A 16,476-nucleotide genomic window follows, 5' to 3' on the forward strand; every position below is an offset into this window, starting at 1 on the left:
CCCGGAAGGACACGCACGTGCCCCTCGCATCCACGGGCGAGCTGGTCACCCGCGCCGCCGCGGCCCGGTCCGCCGTCCCCGCGTTCAACGTCATCACCCTCGAACACGTCGAGGCCGTCATCGCCGGCGCCGAGTCCACCGGCGCCCCGGTCGTCCTCCAGGTCAGCGAGAACGCCGTCAGGTTCCGCTACGGACGGCTGCTGCCGCTGGCCCGCGCCGCCGTCGCCGCCGCCGAACGTGCCGCTGTACCCGTCGCGTTGCACCTGGACCATGTGCAGAGCGACGAGCTGCTGCGGCAGGCGCCCGGTGCCGGGTTCTCCTCGGTCATGTACGACGCGGCCCGTCTGCCGTACGCCGAGAACCTCGCCGTGACCCGGGCCGCCGCCGACTGGGCGCACGGTCACGGACTGTGGATCGAGGCCGAGTTGGGTCAGATAGGGGGAAAGGACGGCCGGCCCGCGCTCGACGCCCATGCGCCCGGCGCCCGCACCGACCCCGACCAGGCACGGGACTTCGTCGGCGGCACCGGTGTCGACGCGCTGGCGGTCGCCATCGGCAGCACGCACGCGATGACCACCCGCACCGCGGCCCTCGACCACGCCCTGCTCAGGCACCTCTCGGCGGCGCTCGCCGTGCCGCTCGTCCTGCACGGTTCCTCCGGCGTGCCGGACGAGGGGCTGGTCGCGGCGGTCGGGGACGGCATCACCAAGGTCAACGTCGGTACCGCCCTCAACATCGCCATGACCGGGGCGGTCCGCACGTACCTCGCGGCCCGTCCCGAGGCCGTCGACTCCCGCGAGTACCTCGGCGTCGGCCGGGAGGCGATGGCCCGCGAGGTCGCCCGGATCATCGGCGTCCTGGGCCGCACCCCCACCGGGCCGCCCGCCCCCCGGCCCTCCATCCCGACGTCGTGCCCGCGGCACCCCCGGACCTGACCCCGGACCCCACGCACGGCAGCGTCCGCCGGCAACGTCACCGAGGGGCCTCGTCCGAGCCGGGGGCGGAGGCTAGCTCTTCCTGACGGCCCTCAGTACGACGAACTTCGGGTCGCTCGCGACCAGCTCCGCGTTCCCGAACAGCCGTTTCAGCTTCACGTGGTAGCCGAGGTGGCGGTTGCCGACCACCCACAGTTCGCCGCCCGGCCGCAGCGCGCGCTTCGCCCCGGTGAACATCCGCCACGCCGTCGCGTCCGTCGTCGCCTGGTGGGAGTGGAACGGCGGGTTGTTCAGGACCAGGTCCACACTGCCGGGCGCCACCCCGGCCAGCCCGTCCCCGACCCGGAACTCGGCATGCCCGGGCACCCCGTTCGCCTTGTACGTCGCCTCCGCCGAGGCCACCGCCTGGAACGACTCGTCCACGAACAGCACTTCGGCCGCCGGATCGGCCAGCGCCACCGCCGTGCCCACCACGCCGTTGCCACAGCCCAGGTCCACCACGCGGCCCGCGCCCGGGCCGGGCAGGTGCTGGAGGAGGAAACGGGTGCCGATGTCCAGCCGGTCGGCGCAGAAGACGCCCGCGTGATTGACGACCGTGCGCCCCGACACGGCGCCGACACCGTCCGGCAGCGCGTAGCTGTACGGCCACGGGTTCGTGGGCCGCTCCCGCGCCGGGTCCGGGGTGCAGAAGATCAGCCGGGCCTTCTGCCGCGCCAGTGACGTCCGGGTCGGCCCGACGATCCGTTCGAACAGCTCCAGGGTCGAGGTGTGGATCTCCTTCACCATCCCGGCGCCGACGACGACGGTACCCGCGTGCAGGCCGGGCGCCAGCCGCGACAACTGGTCCTCCAGCAGCGCCAGGCTCTTCGGCACCCGCACCAGCAGCACGTCCACCCGCTCCGGCGGCGGGTCCTGCGTGGTGAGCAACCGGACGGCACCCGGCTCGACACCGGCCCGCGCCAGGTTCGACCGGGTCGCCTCCTGGCTCAGGAAGGAATCGGTGATCTGCACCGGCCGGTGCGCGGCCAGCGCCGTGACCAGTGCGCCCCAGCGGTCCCCGACCACCACGACCGTGTCCGAGAGCGGCACCTTCTCCTCGGCCAGATGGCGCAGCAGGTACGCGTCGGAGGCGTCCCAGGCGCGCAGCCGGTCGCGGGGATCCTCGGGGAAGCGGGTCAGCCCGACCTCGCCCCACGGTGTCGTCATAGGGTCGCTCATCGTGCGTCCAGGCTATCCGAGCCGCAGCTCAGGGATGGTGGGGCGGACCTGCGGCAGTATGGAGCCCATGGACGTGGAACTGTTCCCCCGGGAGCGCGCGGAGGTCGCCGCGGGCGCCGTGCACGTCCCGGACTGGCTGGACGAGGCGCGGCAGCGCGACCTGCTCGCCGCCTGCCGGGAGTGGGCGCGGCCCCCGGCCGGACTGCGCACGGTCCGCACCCCGGGCGGCGGCACGATGACCGCGCGCCAGGTCTGCCTCGGCTGGCACTGGTACCCGTACGCCTACACCCGCACGGTCGTCGACGGCGACGGCACACCCGTGAAGCCGTTCCCGGACTGGCTCGGCGAGCTGGGCCGCCGTGCGGTGGCCGACACCCTCGGCCCGGACGCCGTCCCGGACGCCCCGTACGACATCGCACTGATCAACTTCTACGACGGCGACGCCCGGATGGGCATGCACCGTGACAGCGACGAGAAGTCGGACGCGCCGGTGGTCTCCCTGAGCCTCGGCGACAGCTGCGTCTTTCGCTTCGGCAACACACGGACGCGCGCGAAGCCGTACACCGACGTCGACCTGCGCAGCGGTGACCTGTTCGTCTTCGGCGGCCCGTCCCGGCTCGCCTACCACGGCGTGCCGCGCCTCCAGCCGGGCACGGCACCGGGCCCACTGGACCTCACCGGCCGGCTGAACATCACCTTGCGGGTGAGTGGCCTCTAGGCGGCGTCGTCGGACTCGACCCGGCCGGCAGGCACAAACCACCCCGGCTGCGGATCATGGGAGACTCACCCCTATGAGCGGCGAGGCGGATCCCCGGGCGGCGGGGGAGAGGACCACCACGAGGGCGCGGCTGGACCGGGGGCGCGGTGCGCTCGGACCCGCGCTGGAGCTGGTGCACACCGGGCGCGCCCCCACCCGGGCCGTGCTCACCGCCGAACTCGGTGTCACCCGGGCGACGGCCGGCGCGGTGGCCGCCGAGCTGGAGGCGCTCGGCCTGATCCGGGTGGACGCCCGGCCCGGCTCGGCGGCCGGCTCCCAGGGCCGCCCCTCGCACCGGCTGGAGGTCGCCGAGGACGGCCCGGTGGCCCTCGCGGCGCAGATCCACGCCGACGGCTTCCGGGCCGCGCTGGTCGGTCTCGGCGGACGGATCGTGGCGACCGCGCCCGGCTGCGAGACCGTCGAGGCCGACCCGGCCAAGGTGCTCGGCTCCGTGGTCGAGGCGGGCGCGGAGCTGCTGCGCACGACCGGCCGGCGCTGCGTCGGCGCCGGACTCGCCGTACCGTCGGCCGTCGCCGAACCCGGCGGCCTGGCGCTCAACCCCCTGCACCTGGCCTGGCCCGTCGGCGCCCCCGTCACGCGGACCTTCGCCGAGTGCGTACGCGCCGCCGGCATCTCCGGGCCCGCGTTCGCGGCCAACGACGTCAACCTCGCCGCGCTCGCCGAACACCGGCACGGCGCCGGCCGGGGCGCACGGGATCTGCTGTGCGTGGCCACCGGACACCGGGGCGTGGGCGGCGCGCTCGTCCTCGACGGCCGCCTGCACACCGGCAGTTCAGGGCTCGCCCTGGAGGTCGGCCACCTCACCGTCAACCCCGAGGGCCGCCCCTGCCACTGCGGCAGCCGCGGCTGCCTCGACGTCGAGGCCGACCCGCTGGCCCTGCTCGTGGAGGCCGGCCGCGAACCCGGCCCCGAGGTGTCGCTGCTCCAGCAGGCCAACGACCTGCTGCGCACGCGGTACGACGACAAGGCCGTCCGCACGGCCGCCGAAGCCCTCATCGACCGTCTCGGCCTCGGCCTCGCCGGCCTGGTGAACATCCTCAACCCCGACCGCATCATCCTCGGCGGCCTGCACCGCACCCTCCTGGACGCGGACCCCGCCCGGCTCCGCGCCGTGGTCGCCGACCGCAGCCTGTGGGGCCAGAGCGGCGGCGTCCCCATCCTCCCGTGCACCCTGGACCACAACAGCCTGGTCGGCGCCGCCGAACTGGCCTGGCAGCCGGTCCTGGACGATCCGTTGGGTGGGCTTGCGGCGGGTGCCTAGACGCCCCGCTGGGTGCGCTGGCCGCGGGTGCCCGGGCGACGACGGGTCGGTGCTTCCGGGTATCGAAGCCGCCGGGCTCCGGTGCTTACGGACGTTCCCTACTCCTGGGCCGGTGGCCAGTCGGCGGCGAAGGCCCGCGCCGGATGCTCCGTGAGCATGCGGTCCACCAGGTCCGCGCCCACCGCCTCCGTCAGCCGCGTGCGCACCCGGCGCAGCAGGTAGGGCATCCCGGGCCCGCCGTCCACCGAGCGTGCCCCGGCGGTCACCGTGTCCCCGCCGAGCAGCAGCCGGTCCCCGAACCCGGCCTCCGCCAGGGCCCGTACGGCCTCCGGCATCCGCCAGTCGGTGGCGTGGTGGGCGAGGGACGGCCCGTCGAACGCCAGCCAGCAGCCCGACATGGCCGCCTGCCGGTGCACCACCGGGTCGGGGGCGCGGTTCAGATGACCCAGGACCACCCGCTCCCCGGGCACCCCCAACTCACCGCACAGCAGGTCGAGTACGTCCAGCGCGCCGGTGCCCTGCTCCAGGTGTACGGCGACGGGCGCACCGGTGGCGTGGTGCGCCTCGGCCGCCGCCGTCATGGTCCAGCGGGCGTGCGCGTCCAGTGCGTGGAAGCCGCCGGCCACCTTGATGAGACCGGCGCGTACCCCGGTCGTCCCGATGCCCTCGGTGAGTTCGGAGACGAACAGCGCGGCCAGCCGGCCACCGCGCAGCCGGGCGAGTGACTCCGCGTCGTAGTGCGCCGCTCGGTGCAGACCCGTCGCGCAGACCAGACGCACCCCGGTCGTCCGGGACAGCGCCGGCAGATCCGCCGCACGCCGGCCCATGCCGTACGGCGTCCACTGCACGACGGCCGCGCCACCCGCCGCGCGGAAGGCCGCCAACTCGGCCCGCGCGGCGGAGAGGTCGTCCAGTTCCTGTCCCGGCAGCCGCGGGCTGCGCAGGAAGAGGTGGTCGTGCGCGTCGCACACGCCCAGCTCCGCGCCCGGGATGTCGCCGAGGACCGTACGGACGTGGCTCACCACTGCCGTCCGCGCGGGAGCCGGTCCAGGCCCGGGGCGGACAGATGCAGCACCTCGAAGACATCCCCGTCGGCCTTCGCGGTGGCGTGCTCCCAGAGGGAGAAGTGCACCAGCTCCCAGCGGTCCGGGTCCACGGCCGTCGCGGCGAGTACGGCGCCGTCCTCGGCGGCCAGCCGTTCCGCCCCGGCCACCGCGTCCTCCATCAGCGCTGTCAACTCCGCACCCTCGGGCACCGGTTGCCGCCGACGCACGGCGAACGCGGCGCGTTCGGCCGTACCTTCGGCGTGGGCGAGGCCGGTCCACCGCCGCACCGCGGGCCGCCCGAAGTCGTCGACGAGTCCCTGGAAGGGGCCGCCCCACAGGAAGCGGTTCATGCCGTCGACCGTGTTCCAGAGGTAGAACGGCGCGTACTGGTTCACCGGCGAGCCGTGCGCGCCGCGTTCACGTATCAGGTACGCCTTGAGGCCGAGCCCCTCCCAGTCGTCCAGCAGATGGCCCACGCGGGCGACCCGGGCACGGATGACGCCCATGTCGTAGTCGGCGGGCAGGGACAACTCGTACTGCATTGCGTGCATGAGGTGGTCCTCCTCCGTCGGGGCGGGCATGCTCAGGCGGGGTAGTCGGCGGCGGACACATGGCAGTCCCACTCGGCGGTGGTGCCGTCCTCGGCGGCCTCCACGACCGCGAGGTGGGTCATGAAGGTGCGGGGCCCGGCACCGTGCCAGTGCCATTCCCCGGGCTCGATCCACACCGTGTCGCCCGCGCGGATCACCTCGGCCGCCCCGCCCTTGCGCTGCACCAGCCCCTCGCCCTCCAGGACGTGCAGCACCTGCCCGTGCGGGTGCCGGTGCCAGGCCGTGTGGCCGCCCGGCGCGAAGTGGACGTTCAGCATGCGCAGCCGGGACGGGGCCGCGGGCGCGGCGATCTCGTCCAGCCAGACCGTGCCGGTGAAGTGCTCCGCGGGGCCCCGCCAGGTGTCGGGCCCCCGTCTGGTGATGTGCACGTGACTCAGTTCTCCCGTCGGGCAGTTCGGGGTGCGAGCAGGGAGAGCAGACCGCGGACACCGGCGTCGAAGGCGGCGGGGGAGCCGGAGGCGCGCGCGAGCACATATCCGCCCTGCACGGTGGCGACGACGGCCGCGCCGATCTCCGCACCGTCCAGCTCGGGCGCGAACTGCCCCTGCCGCTTGCCCTCTTCGACGATCCCGGCGATCCGCTCACGGATGACGGCGATGGTCTCGTCGACCGGTGCGCGCAGCTCCTCGCTGGCGATCACGTCCGGGTCCATCGTCAGCCGGCCGACCGGGCAGCCGCGCAGCACGTCACGCTCGCGCAGCAGATACGCCTCGATGCGCTCGTACGGCGTACCGGGACCGTCGAGCACGGCCGCTGCGGTGGCCCGCAACTCCTCGGCGGTGCGCCGGATCGCCGCCAGGGCGAGGTCGGGCTTGCCCTTGAAGTGGTGGTACATGCTGCCCTGACCGGCCTCCGCGCGCTCCAGGATCGCCTTGGGGCTGGTGCCCACGTATCCGCGCTCCCACAGCAGCTCGCGCGTGGACTCGATCAGTCGTTCCGGGGTGCTCATGGGCTCACTGTACATACTAGTAGTTACAAAGACTAGTCATCGATGGCCGACCGTGGTGGCGGCGGTGCTTTCGACGGCCCGGGCACACGGCCCGGCCGCACCGCCAAGAGCGGTACGGCCGGACGTGGTGTCGGGGAACTGTCGCGGTCCGTCGGCGCGGGTGTCGAAGCCGTGATCCTGTTGGCGGCTGACCGCGTTCAGCCGCGCTTCATGCCGGTGGCCCCGGGTCGTCTTCGGCCCTGACCGGGGCGAGGGTCGCCGTCGGGTCAGCCGGGCAAGGCCGTTCGCGCGGGGGCTGGGGCGGGGGTCCGTGTTCCGGTCGTGCCTACGGGCTCCACGGCGGGCTCAGGGGCCGGGACTGACGTGGGAGTCGCGGCGGCGACGGGCGCCGTACTCCCGGCCGGGGGCAAGCCGCCGCGGCGACTCCCCGCGTGCGCGGCACCCGCAACCGGAGCCCCGGCACCGACCGGAGCCCCGGCACCGACCGGACCACCGGCACCGACCGGACCACCGGCACCGACCGGACCACCGGCACCGACCGGAGCCCCGGCACTCGCGACCGCGGCGCCAGCACCGACCGCAGCCCCAGCGGCCACCGGGGCCCCCGCACCGACCGGCGTCCGCGCCGGAACCGGAGTCCGCGCCGGAACCGGAGTCCCCGAGGGCGCGCCCGTCCGCACCGGAACCGAAGCCGGGACCGAAGCGGGGACCGAAGCTCCCGCCCCCGCAGCAGCCACAACCGCCGGAGCCACCGCCGTCGCCGGCCGTGCCGTGCCCCGCGTAGGCCCCGCCGGACGGCTGTGCGTCACCGGAGGTGCCGGCAGGGTGAACCAGACGATCTTGCCGTTGTCGCCGTCCGGCCGGGCGCCCCAGCTCTCGCTCACCGCGGCCACCATCGCCAGCCCCCGCCCGCAGGTGGCCAGCGGGGTGACGTCCGCCGGGTCGGCGATGTCGGCGGGCGCGGTGACGGGCACCGCGCCCGTGACGTCGGCCGAGAGGACGCCGGCCGGTGTCGCGGGCACGTCGGCCGGTACCGGAAGGCGTGGATCGTGGTCGCGTACCGAGACCGTGAGCCGGTCCGCCAGCAGTTCCAGCTCGACGGTGCACGACTTGTCCGGCCTGGCGTGCCGGTGGACGTTGCTCAGCAACTCCGTCACACCGAGCGCGGCCCGGTCTATCAACGGATCCATATGCCAGTAGCGCAACTGCGCAGATACGATTCTGCGGACCTGCCCGATCCGCGACGGCAGAGCCTGGAGTTCCACTGTGCAGTGCCTGCTTGAGTGAGTGATCACGGCTGCGACTCCCCGATGTGAGGTCCGAAAGAACCGGATGAACACGGAGAACAACGGATCCAGCAGGGTGCTTGCGTCCAAACGTCCGCCTGCTGTCGTGGCCGGCGGGCTGGTTCGCAGCGTTATCGCCGGTAAACCCAGAGTGACGTGAGATCAGCGTGACGCAGCGGATGCGCTCACGCAACTCGCCGCGACGGTGCGCTGTTCAGCCGCGGTCTCCCGCGGCCCGGCGCACCGCCTCGATGAACCGCCGCGCCGCGGGCGGCCCCGGCCGGCCCGGCGCCGGATCCTGCTCGCCGAGCGTCAGCAGATACCGCGTGCCGTTGACGTCGGCCAGCGCCCGGTCGTCCGGCGCGAACCACGGCTTGGACGCGCGCACCGCCTGCACCGGCGCGCTGTCGATCTCGCTGCCGTAGCTGGTGAGCAGCTCCAGCCTGCCGTCGCTGATCCGGACCTGCCCGGCCCGGGTGAGCGAACGCAGCCGCTTGCCGATCCGCACGCCTGTGGCCGTGAACTCCGGTTCCGCCATGTCCTGCCGCCCCCTCGCGGTGTCTTCCGTGGTCCCGTGTGCGCCTCCGTCGGCGACGGTCGCCCCGTCGCGTGCAGTCTGCCTGGATGCGGCGCGGAGCACCAGTGCGCGCGGGGCGTGTGCGACAGGCACCGGGAGCGCGTGCGCCCCTGCGCCCCCGGCTCCCTCGCACGGTCGTGCCCCAGGGGTGGCTTTGGGTGGCTCAAAGATGCGTTTATGCAGGTGGGGGGCGGTGTGAAAGGTGCCTATGCTCGAAGGTGCCGACCGTGCGAGGCGCCGTCGGCGACCAGCGTAAGGAGCCCCCGTCGTGAGCACCACCCATCAGACCAGGACCGGCGCCACTCTCGACGTCGACCGCAGTGACGCCGCCTACCGAGGCTGGCTCAAAGAAGCCGTCCGCAAGGTGCAGGCCGACGCAAACCGCTCGGCGGACACGCACCTGCTGCACTTCCCGCTGCCCGAGCGGTGGGGCATCGACCTCTATCTCAAGGACGAGTCGACCCACCCGACCGGCAGTCTCAAGCACCGGCTCGCCCGGTCCCTGTTCCTCTACGGCCTCTGCAACGGCTGGATCCGCCCGGACCGACCGGTGATCGAGGCCTCCAGCGGCTCGACGGCGGTCTCGGAGGCGTATTTCGCCAAGCTGATCGGGGTGCCCTTCATCGCGGTCATGCCGCGCACGACGAGCGCCGAGAAGATCCGGCTGATCGAGTTCCACGGCGGACGGTGCCACTTCGTGGACGACTCGCGGAAGATGTACGAGGAGTCCGCCCGGCTCGCGGTGGAGACCGGCGGCCACTACATGGACCAGTTCACCTACGCCGAGCGGGCCACGGACTGGCGCGGCAACAACAACATCGCCGAATCCATCTTCCGTCAGCTACGGCTGGAGCGGTTCCCGGAGCCGGCCTGGATCGTCGCGACGGCGGGCACCGGCGGCACCTCCGCGACGCTCGCGCGCTACGTCCACTACATGCAGTACGACACCCGGATCTGCGTCGCCGACCCGGAGAACTCCTGCTTCTTCGACGGCTGGACGACCGGCGACCCGGACGTCACCTGCGACTGCGGTTCGCGCATCGAGGGGATCGGCCGGCCGCGCATGGAGCCCAGCTTCGTGCCCGGCGCGGTCGACCGGATGATGAAGGTCCCGGACGCGGCCAGTGTCGCCGCCGTCCGGGCCCTGGACCGGGCCATCAACCGCAAGGCGGGCGGTTCGACCGGCACCGGTCTGTGGAGCGCCCTGAAGATCGTCGCGGAGATGGTGGCGGAGGGCCGCCGGGGCAGTGTGGTGACGCTGCTCTGCGACCCGGGGGACCGTTATCTCGACAAGTACTACTCGGACGCGTGGCTGACCGGGCAGGGTCTGGACATCACGCCGTACGCCACGGCGATCGACTCGTTCCTGGCGACGGGTGAGTGGCCGGTCTGAGCCGGCCCCGGCCCGGGGCGACCGGCCGCCGACGGGTGGGTGACCGGGGTGTGTCGTTTTGATGACGTCTCAATTGGGGCTCTGGGTAAGCGTGTTGCCTCCGTGCGACTGATAAGATCATCCCACTTTTCAGTGGGCTGACGGCGTGTCATGAACGCGTCCGGGGGGACAGTCTCGAAGGCACCATCGCGCTGCTCACGTTCCCGGCGCGCTGCGACTTGAAGAGAGTCTCATGACGTCTTTGACCCGGGATCCACTGCTGTGGATCTTGCTTGTGGTGCTCCTCGCTGCGGTCGTCGCAGTGATGCGGGCCCGGAGAACCAACATGGCGCTCCGAAGAACGAGGAAGGACCTGGAGGCAGGACTCGGGCAGGCCCGCGGCGACGTCGGCCAGCTCCACAGCCACGTCGCGGCGCTGACCGCGCAGCACCGGCGCGACCTCGCCGACGTACGGGCGGACGCGGAGGCGGCGACCAAGGCGGTGCTGAAGTCCGCGATGGGAACGCTCCAGTCGCTGGCCGAGGAACAGCAGGTGCTCCTGGACAACCTGCTGAAGAAGTACGGCGACACCACCGACGTCCTGGCCGACCTGATGTCGGTCGACCACACCGGCAGCCAGTTCGGCCGCCGCGCCAAGGGCATCTCCGTGCTGTGCGGCGGCTGGCTCGGCAGACGGGAGGGCGCCGCCACCGTCTACGACGTCGCCCGCAGCGCGCAGGGCAGGATCAAGGACTTCGACCGGGTCGGCGTCCACTCCCAGGTCAACGTCTCCCTCGTCGGCAAGGCCGTCGAGCCGGTCGCCGTCGTCCTGGCCGAACTGCTGGACAACGCGACGACCTACAGCGCGCCCGGAACGCCGGTCGAGGTCAACATCCAGACCGTGCCCACCGGTGTGTGCTTCATCGTGGACGACGCCGGTCTCGGCATGGACCAGGAGACCAAGGACCGGGCGACGGCACTGCTCACCGTCGACGGCCCCGTCGACATCACCGGTCTCGGCGATCCGCCGCGGTTCGGCTTCGCCGTGTGCGGCATGCTCGCCGCCCGCTACGGCTTCGCCGTCTCCGTCGGTTCCGTGTCCCCCTACGGCGGAGTGCGTGCAGTGATTCGTGTACCCGAGAGCCTCCTCGCGGCCGACGCCCCTTCTCCCGCGGCCGGCGCCCAGGACAGCCCGGGCCCGCAGGCGGCCCCCCAGCGACTGGCGCCCGTCCCGGTCGTGGGCCCCTCGCACGTGGTGGGCACGACCACCGGCGGCCTGCCCAAACGCCGTCGGCGCTCGGGTCCCGTCACGATGGTCCCGGCCCTCGACAGCACCAACCAGGACGCGACGTCCGAGCCGGCCGGCGAGGTGACCGCGTCGCGGCTCGGAGCGTTCGCACGCGGCACACACCTCGGGCGCACCACGAACACCACGGAAGGATCTGACGACCAGTGAAGACCGACCTGTCCTGGGTGCTGAACGACGTGCTCGGGGTGCGCGGAGCCCGCCACGCGATCCTCGTCTCGGGCGACGGCCTGCTGCTGCACCGCTCGGACGACATCGGACGGGACGACGCCGAGACGAACGCCGCCGCGATGAGTTCGATGCAGTCGCTGAGCCGCGCCGTCGCGGGCTTCGTCGGAGCGGGACACGGCATCTGGAAGCAGACGCTGCTCGAGTACGACGGCGGCTGGATCTTCCTCATCGCCGCGGGCCAGGGCTCCTACCTCGCCGTCTCGGCCGCACTGGACGTCGACATGGAGGCCGTGTCCTTCCGCATGCAGAAGACGGTGGCCGCCCTGAGCAAGGCGATGAGTGTGGCGCCGCGTGCGGACAACGGTGTCGGCTCATGACGAAGCCCGTCGAGGAAGCCTCCGTCACCAGCGACTTCGTCCGCTCGTACGTCATCACCGGCGGCCGGACACTGCCGGACTCGGACGACCTGGCGTTGCACACCCTGGTCACCCTCGCCCCCGAGCGGACCCCTCCGCTGGGGGCCGGTCCCGAGGTGACGGCGATCTGGCACCTGTGCGCGGGCGGCTACCTGTCGGTCGCCGAGGTGGCCGGCCACCTGGAACTCCCCGTGGGGGTGGCCCGGCTGCTGCTGACCGACTTATTCGAGCAGGGCCACCTCCTGCGCCGCGCCGAGCCGCCCCGGGCGCAGAACGTTGACAGAGCGACCCTCGAGAAGGTTCTGAATGGACTCCAATCCCTCATCGGCTGAGACGGCCCCTGGATCCATCTACGTCTCCAGCGCGGTGACCAACGCGGCCAAGATCCTGGTCGTCGGGCATTTCGCCGTGGGCAAGACGACGTTCATCGGCTCGCTGTCGGAGATCACCCCGCTGCGCACCGAGGAGAGGATGACGCAGGCGTCGCTCCACGTGGACGACCTCAGGGGTGTGACGGACAAGTCCACCACCACCGTGGCCCTGGACTTCGGCCGGCTGACGCTCAGCGACGACCTCGTGCTGTACCTCTTCGGCACCCCCGGACAGCAGCGTTTCATGCAGTTGTGGGAGGACATGGCCCGTGGCGCGCTGGGCGCGCTGCTGCTGGTCGACCCCGCCCGGCTGGAGGAGACCTTCCCTGTCATCGACCTCGTCGAACGGTACGGACTCGAGTACGCCATCGCGGTCAACAGCTTCGGCACGGACACGGCGTACGCGGAGGCGGAGGTCCGTGAGGCCCTCGACCTGCTCCCGGACACCCCCGTCGTCTACTGCGACGCCCGCGACCGGCAGTCCTCCGCCCACGCGCTGATCGCGCTCGTGCGTCACCTGCTCACCCGAGCCGCCTGACACGCCCCACCGCCCGGACCATCGGCCGCGGGCCAGCAGAAGGAACCTCATGGACCGTCAGTCAGTCAGCGCCCACACCGGCGCAGGATGCCCCCTGCACGACGCCGCGTTCGCCGCCGACCCCCACCAGGTCTACGACCGGGTGCGCGCCCACGGCCCGGCCGGGCCCGTCGAACTCGCGCCCGGCGTCGACGCCACCCTGGTCGTCGGGTACGAGACGGCCCTGCGCGTACTCCAGAACACCACGCTCTTCGCCCGGGACGCCCGCCGCTGGAAGGCGCTCAACGAGGGGCACGTCGGGCTGGACCACCCGGTGCTGCCGATGATGGCGTACCGGCCCAACTGCCTGTTCACCGACGGCGCCGTGCACCTGCGGCTGCGCAAGGCCGTCACCGACAGCCTCGCCCGGCTCAACATGACCCGCATCCGCCGCGACGTCGAGCCCATCGCCGACTACCTCATCGACCGCTTCAGCGAGCGCGGCCGGGCCGACCTCCTCAACGACTACGCCAAACTGCTGCCGTTGCTGCTGTTCAACCAGCTCTTCGGCTGCCCGGCGGACATCGGTGACACCCTCACCAGCGCCATGTCGGCGATCTTCGACGGCAGGGACGCCCTGCGGGCCAACGAGGAACTCACCGCCTGCCTCATGGAGCTGATCGCCCTCAAGCGCCGCCGCGCCGGCGACGACGTCACCTCCTGGCTCATCCAGCACCCCGCCGGCCTCACCGACGAGGAACTCAAGGACCAGTTGGTCATGCTGATGGGCGCCGGCGTCGAACCCGAGCGGAACCTGATCGGCAACGCCCTGCTCCTGCTGCTGGCACCCGGCGCGGGCGGCGACGGCTCCGGCATGCTGATCGAGGAGGCGATCGATCACGTGCTGTGGAACCAGACGCCCATCGCCAACTACGCCACCCACTACCCGGTGCAGGACGTGGACCTCGGGGGAGTGGTGGCCGAGGCCAACACACCGGTCGTCATCAGTTTCGCCGCCGCCAACAGCGACCCCGCGCTGGCCGACGCCCGCCGGACGCACAGCAAGGGCGCCCACCTGGCGTGGGGAGCCGGTCCGCACGCGTGCCCGGCCAAGGACCCGGCGCAGGTCATCGCCGTCACCGCGATCGAGAAGATCCTCAACGCCCTGCCCGACCTCACCCTGGCCGTCCACGAGAAGGACCTCCAGTGGCGGCCGGGACCGTTCCACCGGGCGCTGGTCGCACTGCCCGTGGCCTTCAGCCCGACCCCGGCGACCCGGACGGCCTCCGCCCTCCGCAGCCGTACCGCCCCCGCCGCGGCCGAGCAACCGGTCCCCACGACCGCGCCTGCCACCGTCCGCCCGGAACCGGCGAAGAAGAAGGGTTTCTGGAGCAGCTTCCTGGACACCTTCCGGGTCTGATGTGCCGTATGTGACAGGAGCAACACGCACAGGCGCATGACCGAGGTGAGAGGAGGGGTAGGTTCCGGCGGTAACGGTAGCGCCCAGCCATCAGAGGAGCTTCGCGTGACCGCCGTCGGCGTCATACGCGGTACCACCACGGACCGCCGAGCCGTCATTCCCCTCCTCCGACGCCTGCGTTCGGCCGAAGGACAGGCCGACCCCCTCCCCGTCTGGCAGGAGTTGCGCGCACTGGGCGATGTGGTGCCCGCTCCCTGGGGCGGGTACTTCGTCACCGGGTTCGACGCCTGCAGCCAGGTCCTGCGGGGCAGGGACTGGCTCGCACCGGACTTCGCCTGGCAGGAGCGCCAAGCGGACACGGCACGCTGGCGGGACCCGTCGACGCGGGAGATGACGAGGACGCTGTCCCGGCTCAACGCCCCCGCGCACACCGTCCAGCGCCGCGCCCTGGGCAATCTCTTCGACCGCGGCACCCTGGAGGCCCTGCGGCCCCGGATCACCGCCCACGTCACCCGGCTCCTGGACCGCCTCGACGCCCGACTGCGCGCCCACGGCGAGGCCGACTTCGCCACCACGGTGAGCGACCGGCTCCCGATCCGCACCGTCGGCCAGTGGCTCGGCATCCCGGCCGGGCACTACCCACGCATCCTGGACTTCACCCACCGGCAGGTCCACGCCCAGGAACTCCTCCCCACCAAGAGCGAACTGGCGATCTCGGCGCGGGCCACCCGGGAGATGCGGGCCTACTTCACCGCCCTCCTCGCCCACCGGCGCGCCCACCCCGGCGACGACGTCCTGAGCGGCTGGATCCGCTACTGGGACGCCCAGTACCCCGCCGACCGCACGACCGCCGACCAGACGCTGTACGACCTGACGATGTTCATCACCATCGCCTCCCTGGAGACCACCGCGACCCTGCTGAGCAACGCGGTGTGGTTCCTCACCCAGGACCCCGCACGGGCCGACCGGCTGCGCCGGCACCCCGAACACGTCGACGACGCCATCGAGGAGTCGTTGCGCTACGACCCGCCGATCCACCTCAACTCCCGTGTCGCCGCCGCCGACACGGTCCTCGCCGGCGTGCCCGTCGCCAAGGACGCCACCGTCCACGTCCTCTACGGCGCCGCCAACCACGACCCGCGCCGCAACGAGAACCCGCACGTGTTCGACATGCTCCGCAGGGGCGGCCACCTCACCTTCGGCGGCGGGGCCCACTACTGCCTCGGCTCGGGACTGGCCCGCCTGGAGGCCCGGATCCTGCTCACCGAGCTGCTGGAACGATTCCCCACCCTGCGGCCGGCCGCAGGACCGACCTACGCGAACCGGATGGTCTTCCGGCGCGTGACCTCCCTGAAAGTGACGACATGACCGCCCTCCCCCTCACGGCCTTCCCGGCCGGCCCCGTACGGCAGACCCTGCGGACCCGCCGCGAGGGCGCCGTCCTCACCGTCGAGCTGAACACCCCGGCGGAGGGCAACACCGTCACCGACGCCCTGCTGGACGACCTTCTGGCGGTCCTCCAGGACCAGGACCCGGCGGTCCGGGTACTCGTGCTCGCCGGCAGCGGGGACGACTTCTGTCTGGGCGGGGACCGCGGCGAGTTCGGCCGGCACCTCGCCCACGACCCCACGGGCAGCGGCATCCGCCTGTCGGGGGCCAAGGCGCGGCGCGTCTGCGACGCCCTGACCGGGAACCCGGCCGTCACCATCGCCCGCGTCCAGGGCAAGGCCGTCGGAGCGGGCCTCGCCCTCGCGCTCGCCTGTGACCTGCGCGTCGGGTCCGAGGACGCGACCTTCCGGCTGCCCGAACTCGCCCTGGGGCTGCCCACCGCCTGGGGTGGTCTCCTGCCCCGCCTCATCAGCGAGGTCGGTGCCGCCCGCGTCCGCGAACTCGTCCTGACCGGCCGGGCCTTCACCGCGGCGGAAGCCCTGTCCCTGTCCGTCCTGCAGAAGGTCGTGCCCGCCCACGAGCTGGACGCGGCCGTCGACGCGTGGGCCGGGCCCGTCGTCCGCCGCCCCCCGGCGGCACTGCGCGTCACCAAGGCCCTGCTCAACTCGCTGTCCGCCGGCTCGCGCCTGGCCGACACCTCCGCGCTGGACGCGGAACTGATGGCAGCGGTCGTGGCCGAGGTGCACCACTCCCGCGGCATCGTCTGATCACCGGCCCGCCCGGTGCCTGCCCGGGGAGGTCATCACGCGGACGGCACGCCCCGGGCCGCCCCCGGCCCGGCGTGAGGACGCGG

17 protein-coding genes and 1 pseudogene are annotated in these 16,476 nt (G+C 72.7%); 11 read left to right on the top strand and 7 right to left on the bottom strand.

The genetic code is table 11. From position 1 onward, the window contains the following. The first annotated feature begins 17 nt into the window (after window positions 1-17). Complete coding sequence (locus D9753_RS31670) at window positions 18-935, top strand: class II fructose-bisphosphate aldolase (RefSeq protein WP_121790109.1); 918 nt, start codon at window positions 18-20, stop codon at window positions 933-935. A 72-nt stretch (window positions 936-1,007) separates the two neighbouring features. On the opposite strand, the gene D9753_RS31675 is transcribed toward D9753_RS31670, so the two are convergent. Beyond that, window positions 1,008-2,141 carry a methyltransferase gene (locus tag D9753_RS31675; RefSeq protein ID WP_121790110.1) on the bottom strand — a complete coding sequence of 378 codons (1,134 nt, stop codon included), beginning with the start codon at window positions 2,139-2,141 and terminating at the stop codon, window positions 1,008-1,010. Between the two features lie 79 nt (window positions 2,142-2,220). Here D9753_RS31675 and D9753_RS31680 point away from each other — a divergent pair, with 79 nt between their 5' ends. Continuing rightward, window positions 2,221-2,871, top strand: a complete 651-nt coding sequence (locus D9753_RS31680) for an alpha-ketoglutarate-dependent dioxygenase AlkB family protein (protein WP_121790111.1) — start codon at window positions 2,221-2,223, stop codon at window positions 2,869-2,871. Between the two features lie 73 nt (window positions 2,872-2,944). Then, the gene (locus D9753_RS31685; protein ID WP_121790112.1) at window positions 2,945-4,192 is read left to right on the top strand and encodes an ROK family protein; all 1,248 of its coding nucleotides are present in this window, start codon (window positions 2,945-2,947) and stop codon (window positions 4,190-4,192) included. A gap of 98 nt (window positions 4,193-4,290) precedes the next feature. Here the strand turns inward: D9753_RS31685 and D9753_RS31690 are convergent, their stop codons facing one another. The 6 genes and pseudogenes from D9753_RS31690 to D9753_RS31715 form a co-directional block, all read right to left on the bottom strand. After that, window positions 4,291-5,214: a phosphotriesterase family protein gene (locus D9753_RS31690; protein ID WP_121791392.1), complete on the bottom strand. Its 924-nt coding sequence runs from the start codon at window positions 5,212-5,214 to the stop codon at window positions 4,291-4,293. Further along, window positions 5,211-5,789 carry a DUF4865 family protein gene (locus tag D9753_RS31695; RefSeq protein ID WP_121791393.1) on the bottom strand — a complete coding sequence of 193 codons (579 nt, stop codon included), beginning with the start codon at window positions 5,787-5,789 and terminating at the stop codon, window positions 5,211-5,213. Before D9753_RS31695 ends, D9753_RS31690 begins: the two co-directional genes overlap by 4 nt. Window positions 5,790-5,821: 32 nt before the next feature. Then, window positions 5,822-6,217 carry a (R)-mandelonitrile lyase gene (locus tag D9753_RS31700; RefSeq protein WP_121790113.1) on the bottom strand — a complete coding sequence of 132 codons (396 nt, stop codon included), beginning with the start codon at window positions 6,215-6,217 and terminating at the stop codon, window positions 5,822-5,824. A gap of 5 nt (window positions 6,218-6,222) precedes the next feature. Then, the gene (locus tag D9753_RS31705; protein WP_240468336.1) at window positions 6,223-6,798 is read right to left on the bottom strand and encodes a TetR/AcrR family transcriptional regulator; all 576 of its coding nucleotides are present in this window, start codon (window positions 6,796-6,798) and stop codon (window positions 6,223-6,225) included. Between the two features lie 815 nt (window positions 6,799-7,613). Then, a pseudogene (locus D9753_RS38320) lies at window positions 7,614-8,093 on the bottom strand (ATP-binding protein); the annotation flags it as partial. Between the two features lie 205 nt (window positions 8,094-8,298). Further along, window positions 8,299-8,622: a hypothetical protein gene (locus D9753_RS31715; RefSeq protein ID WP_121790115.1), complete on the bottom strand. Its 324-nt coding sequence runs from the start codon at window positions 8,620-8,622 to the stop codon at window positions 8,299-8,301. 307 nt (window positions 8,623-8,929) lie between these two features. Between D9753_RS31715 and D9753_RS31720 the strand changes: the two genes are divergently transcribed. The 8 genes from D9753_RS31720 to D9753_RS31755 all read left to right on the top strand — a co-directional run bounded on the left by D9753_RS31720 (window position 8,930) and on the right by D9753_RS31755 (window position 16,390). Beyond that, entirely contained in the window at window positions 8,930-10,054 is a 1,125-nt protein-coding gene (locus D9753_RS31720; protein ID WP_121790116.1) for an L-cysteine desulfhydrase Cds1, read from the top strand. A gap of 232 nt (window positions 10,055-10,286) precedes the next feature. After that, window positions 10,287-11,489: an ATP-binding protein gene (locus D9753_RS31725; protein ID WP_205614314.1), complete on the top strand. Its 1,203-nt coding sequence runs from the start codon at window positions 10,287-10,289 to the stop codon at window positions 11,487-11,489. After that, window positions 11,486-11,887 (top strand): roadblock/LC7 domain-containing protein, encoded by a 402-nt coding sequence (locus D9753_RS31730; protein WP_121790118.1) that lies wholly within the window; start codon window positions 11,486-11,488, stop codon window positions 11,885-11,887. Before D9753_RS31725 ends, D9753_RS31730 begins: the two co-directional genes overlap by 4 nt. Continuing rightward, entirely contained in the window at window positions 11,884-12,258 is a 375-nt protein-coding gene (locus D9753_RS31735; protein ID WP_121790119.1) for a DUF742 domain-containing protein, read from the top strand. The genes D9753_RS31730 and D9753_RS31735 overlap by 4 nt, the downstream gene beginning before the upstream one ends. Then, window positions 12,233-12,835, top strand: a complete 603-nt coding sequence (locus tag D9753_RS31740; RefSeq protein ID WP_121790120.1) for a GTP-binding protein — start codon at window positions 12,233-12,235, stop codon at window positions 12,833-12,835. The genes D9753_RS31735 and D9753_RS31740 overlap by 26 nt, the downstream gene beginning before the upstream one ends. A 49-nt stretch (window positions 12,836-12,884) precedes the next feature. Continuing rightward, on the top strand, window positions 12,885-14,234 hold the full coding sequence (locus D9753_RS31745) for a cytochrome P450 (protein ID WP_240468337.1): 1,350 nt from the start codon (window positions 12,885-12,887) through the stop codon (window positions 14,232-14,234). A 105-nt stretch (window positions 14,235-14,339) separates the two neighbouring features. After that, window positions 14,340-15,602, top strand: a complete 1,263-nt coding sequence (locus D9753_RS31750; protein ID WP_205614315.1) for a cytochrome P450 — start codon at window positions 14,340-14,342, stop codon at window positions 15,600-15,602. Then, window positions 15,599-16,390: an enoyl-CoA hydratase/isomerase family protein gene (locus D9753_RS31755; protein WP_121790122.1), complete on the top strand. Its 792-nt coding sequence runs from the start codon at window positions 15,599-15,601 to the stop codon at window positions 16,388-16,390. Before D9753_RS31750 ends, D9753_RS31755 begins: the two co-directional genes overlap by 4 nt. Window positions 16,391-16,476 lie beyond the last annotated feature (86 nt).

The sequence above is a fragment of the Streptomyces dangxiongensis genome, from assembly GCF_003675325.1.
Lineage (GTDB): Bacteria > Actinomycetota > Actinomycetes > Streptomycetales > Streptomycetaceae > Streptomyces > Streptomyces dangxiongensis.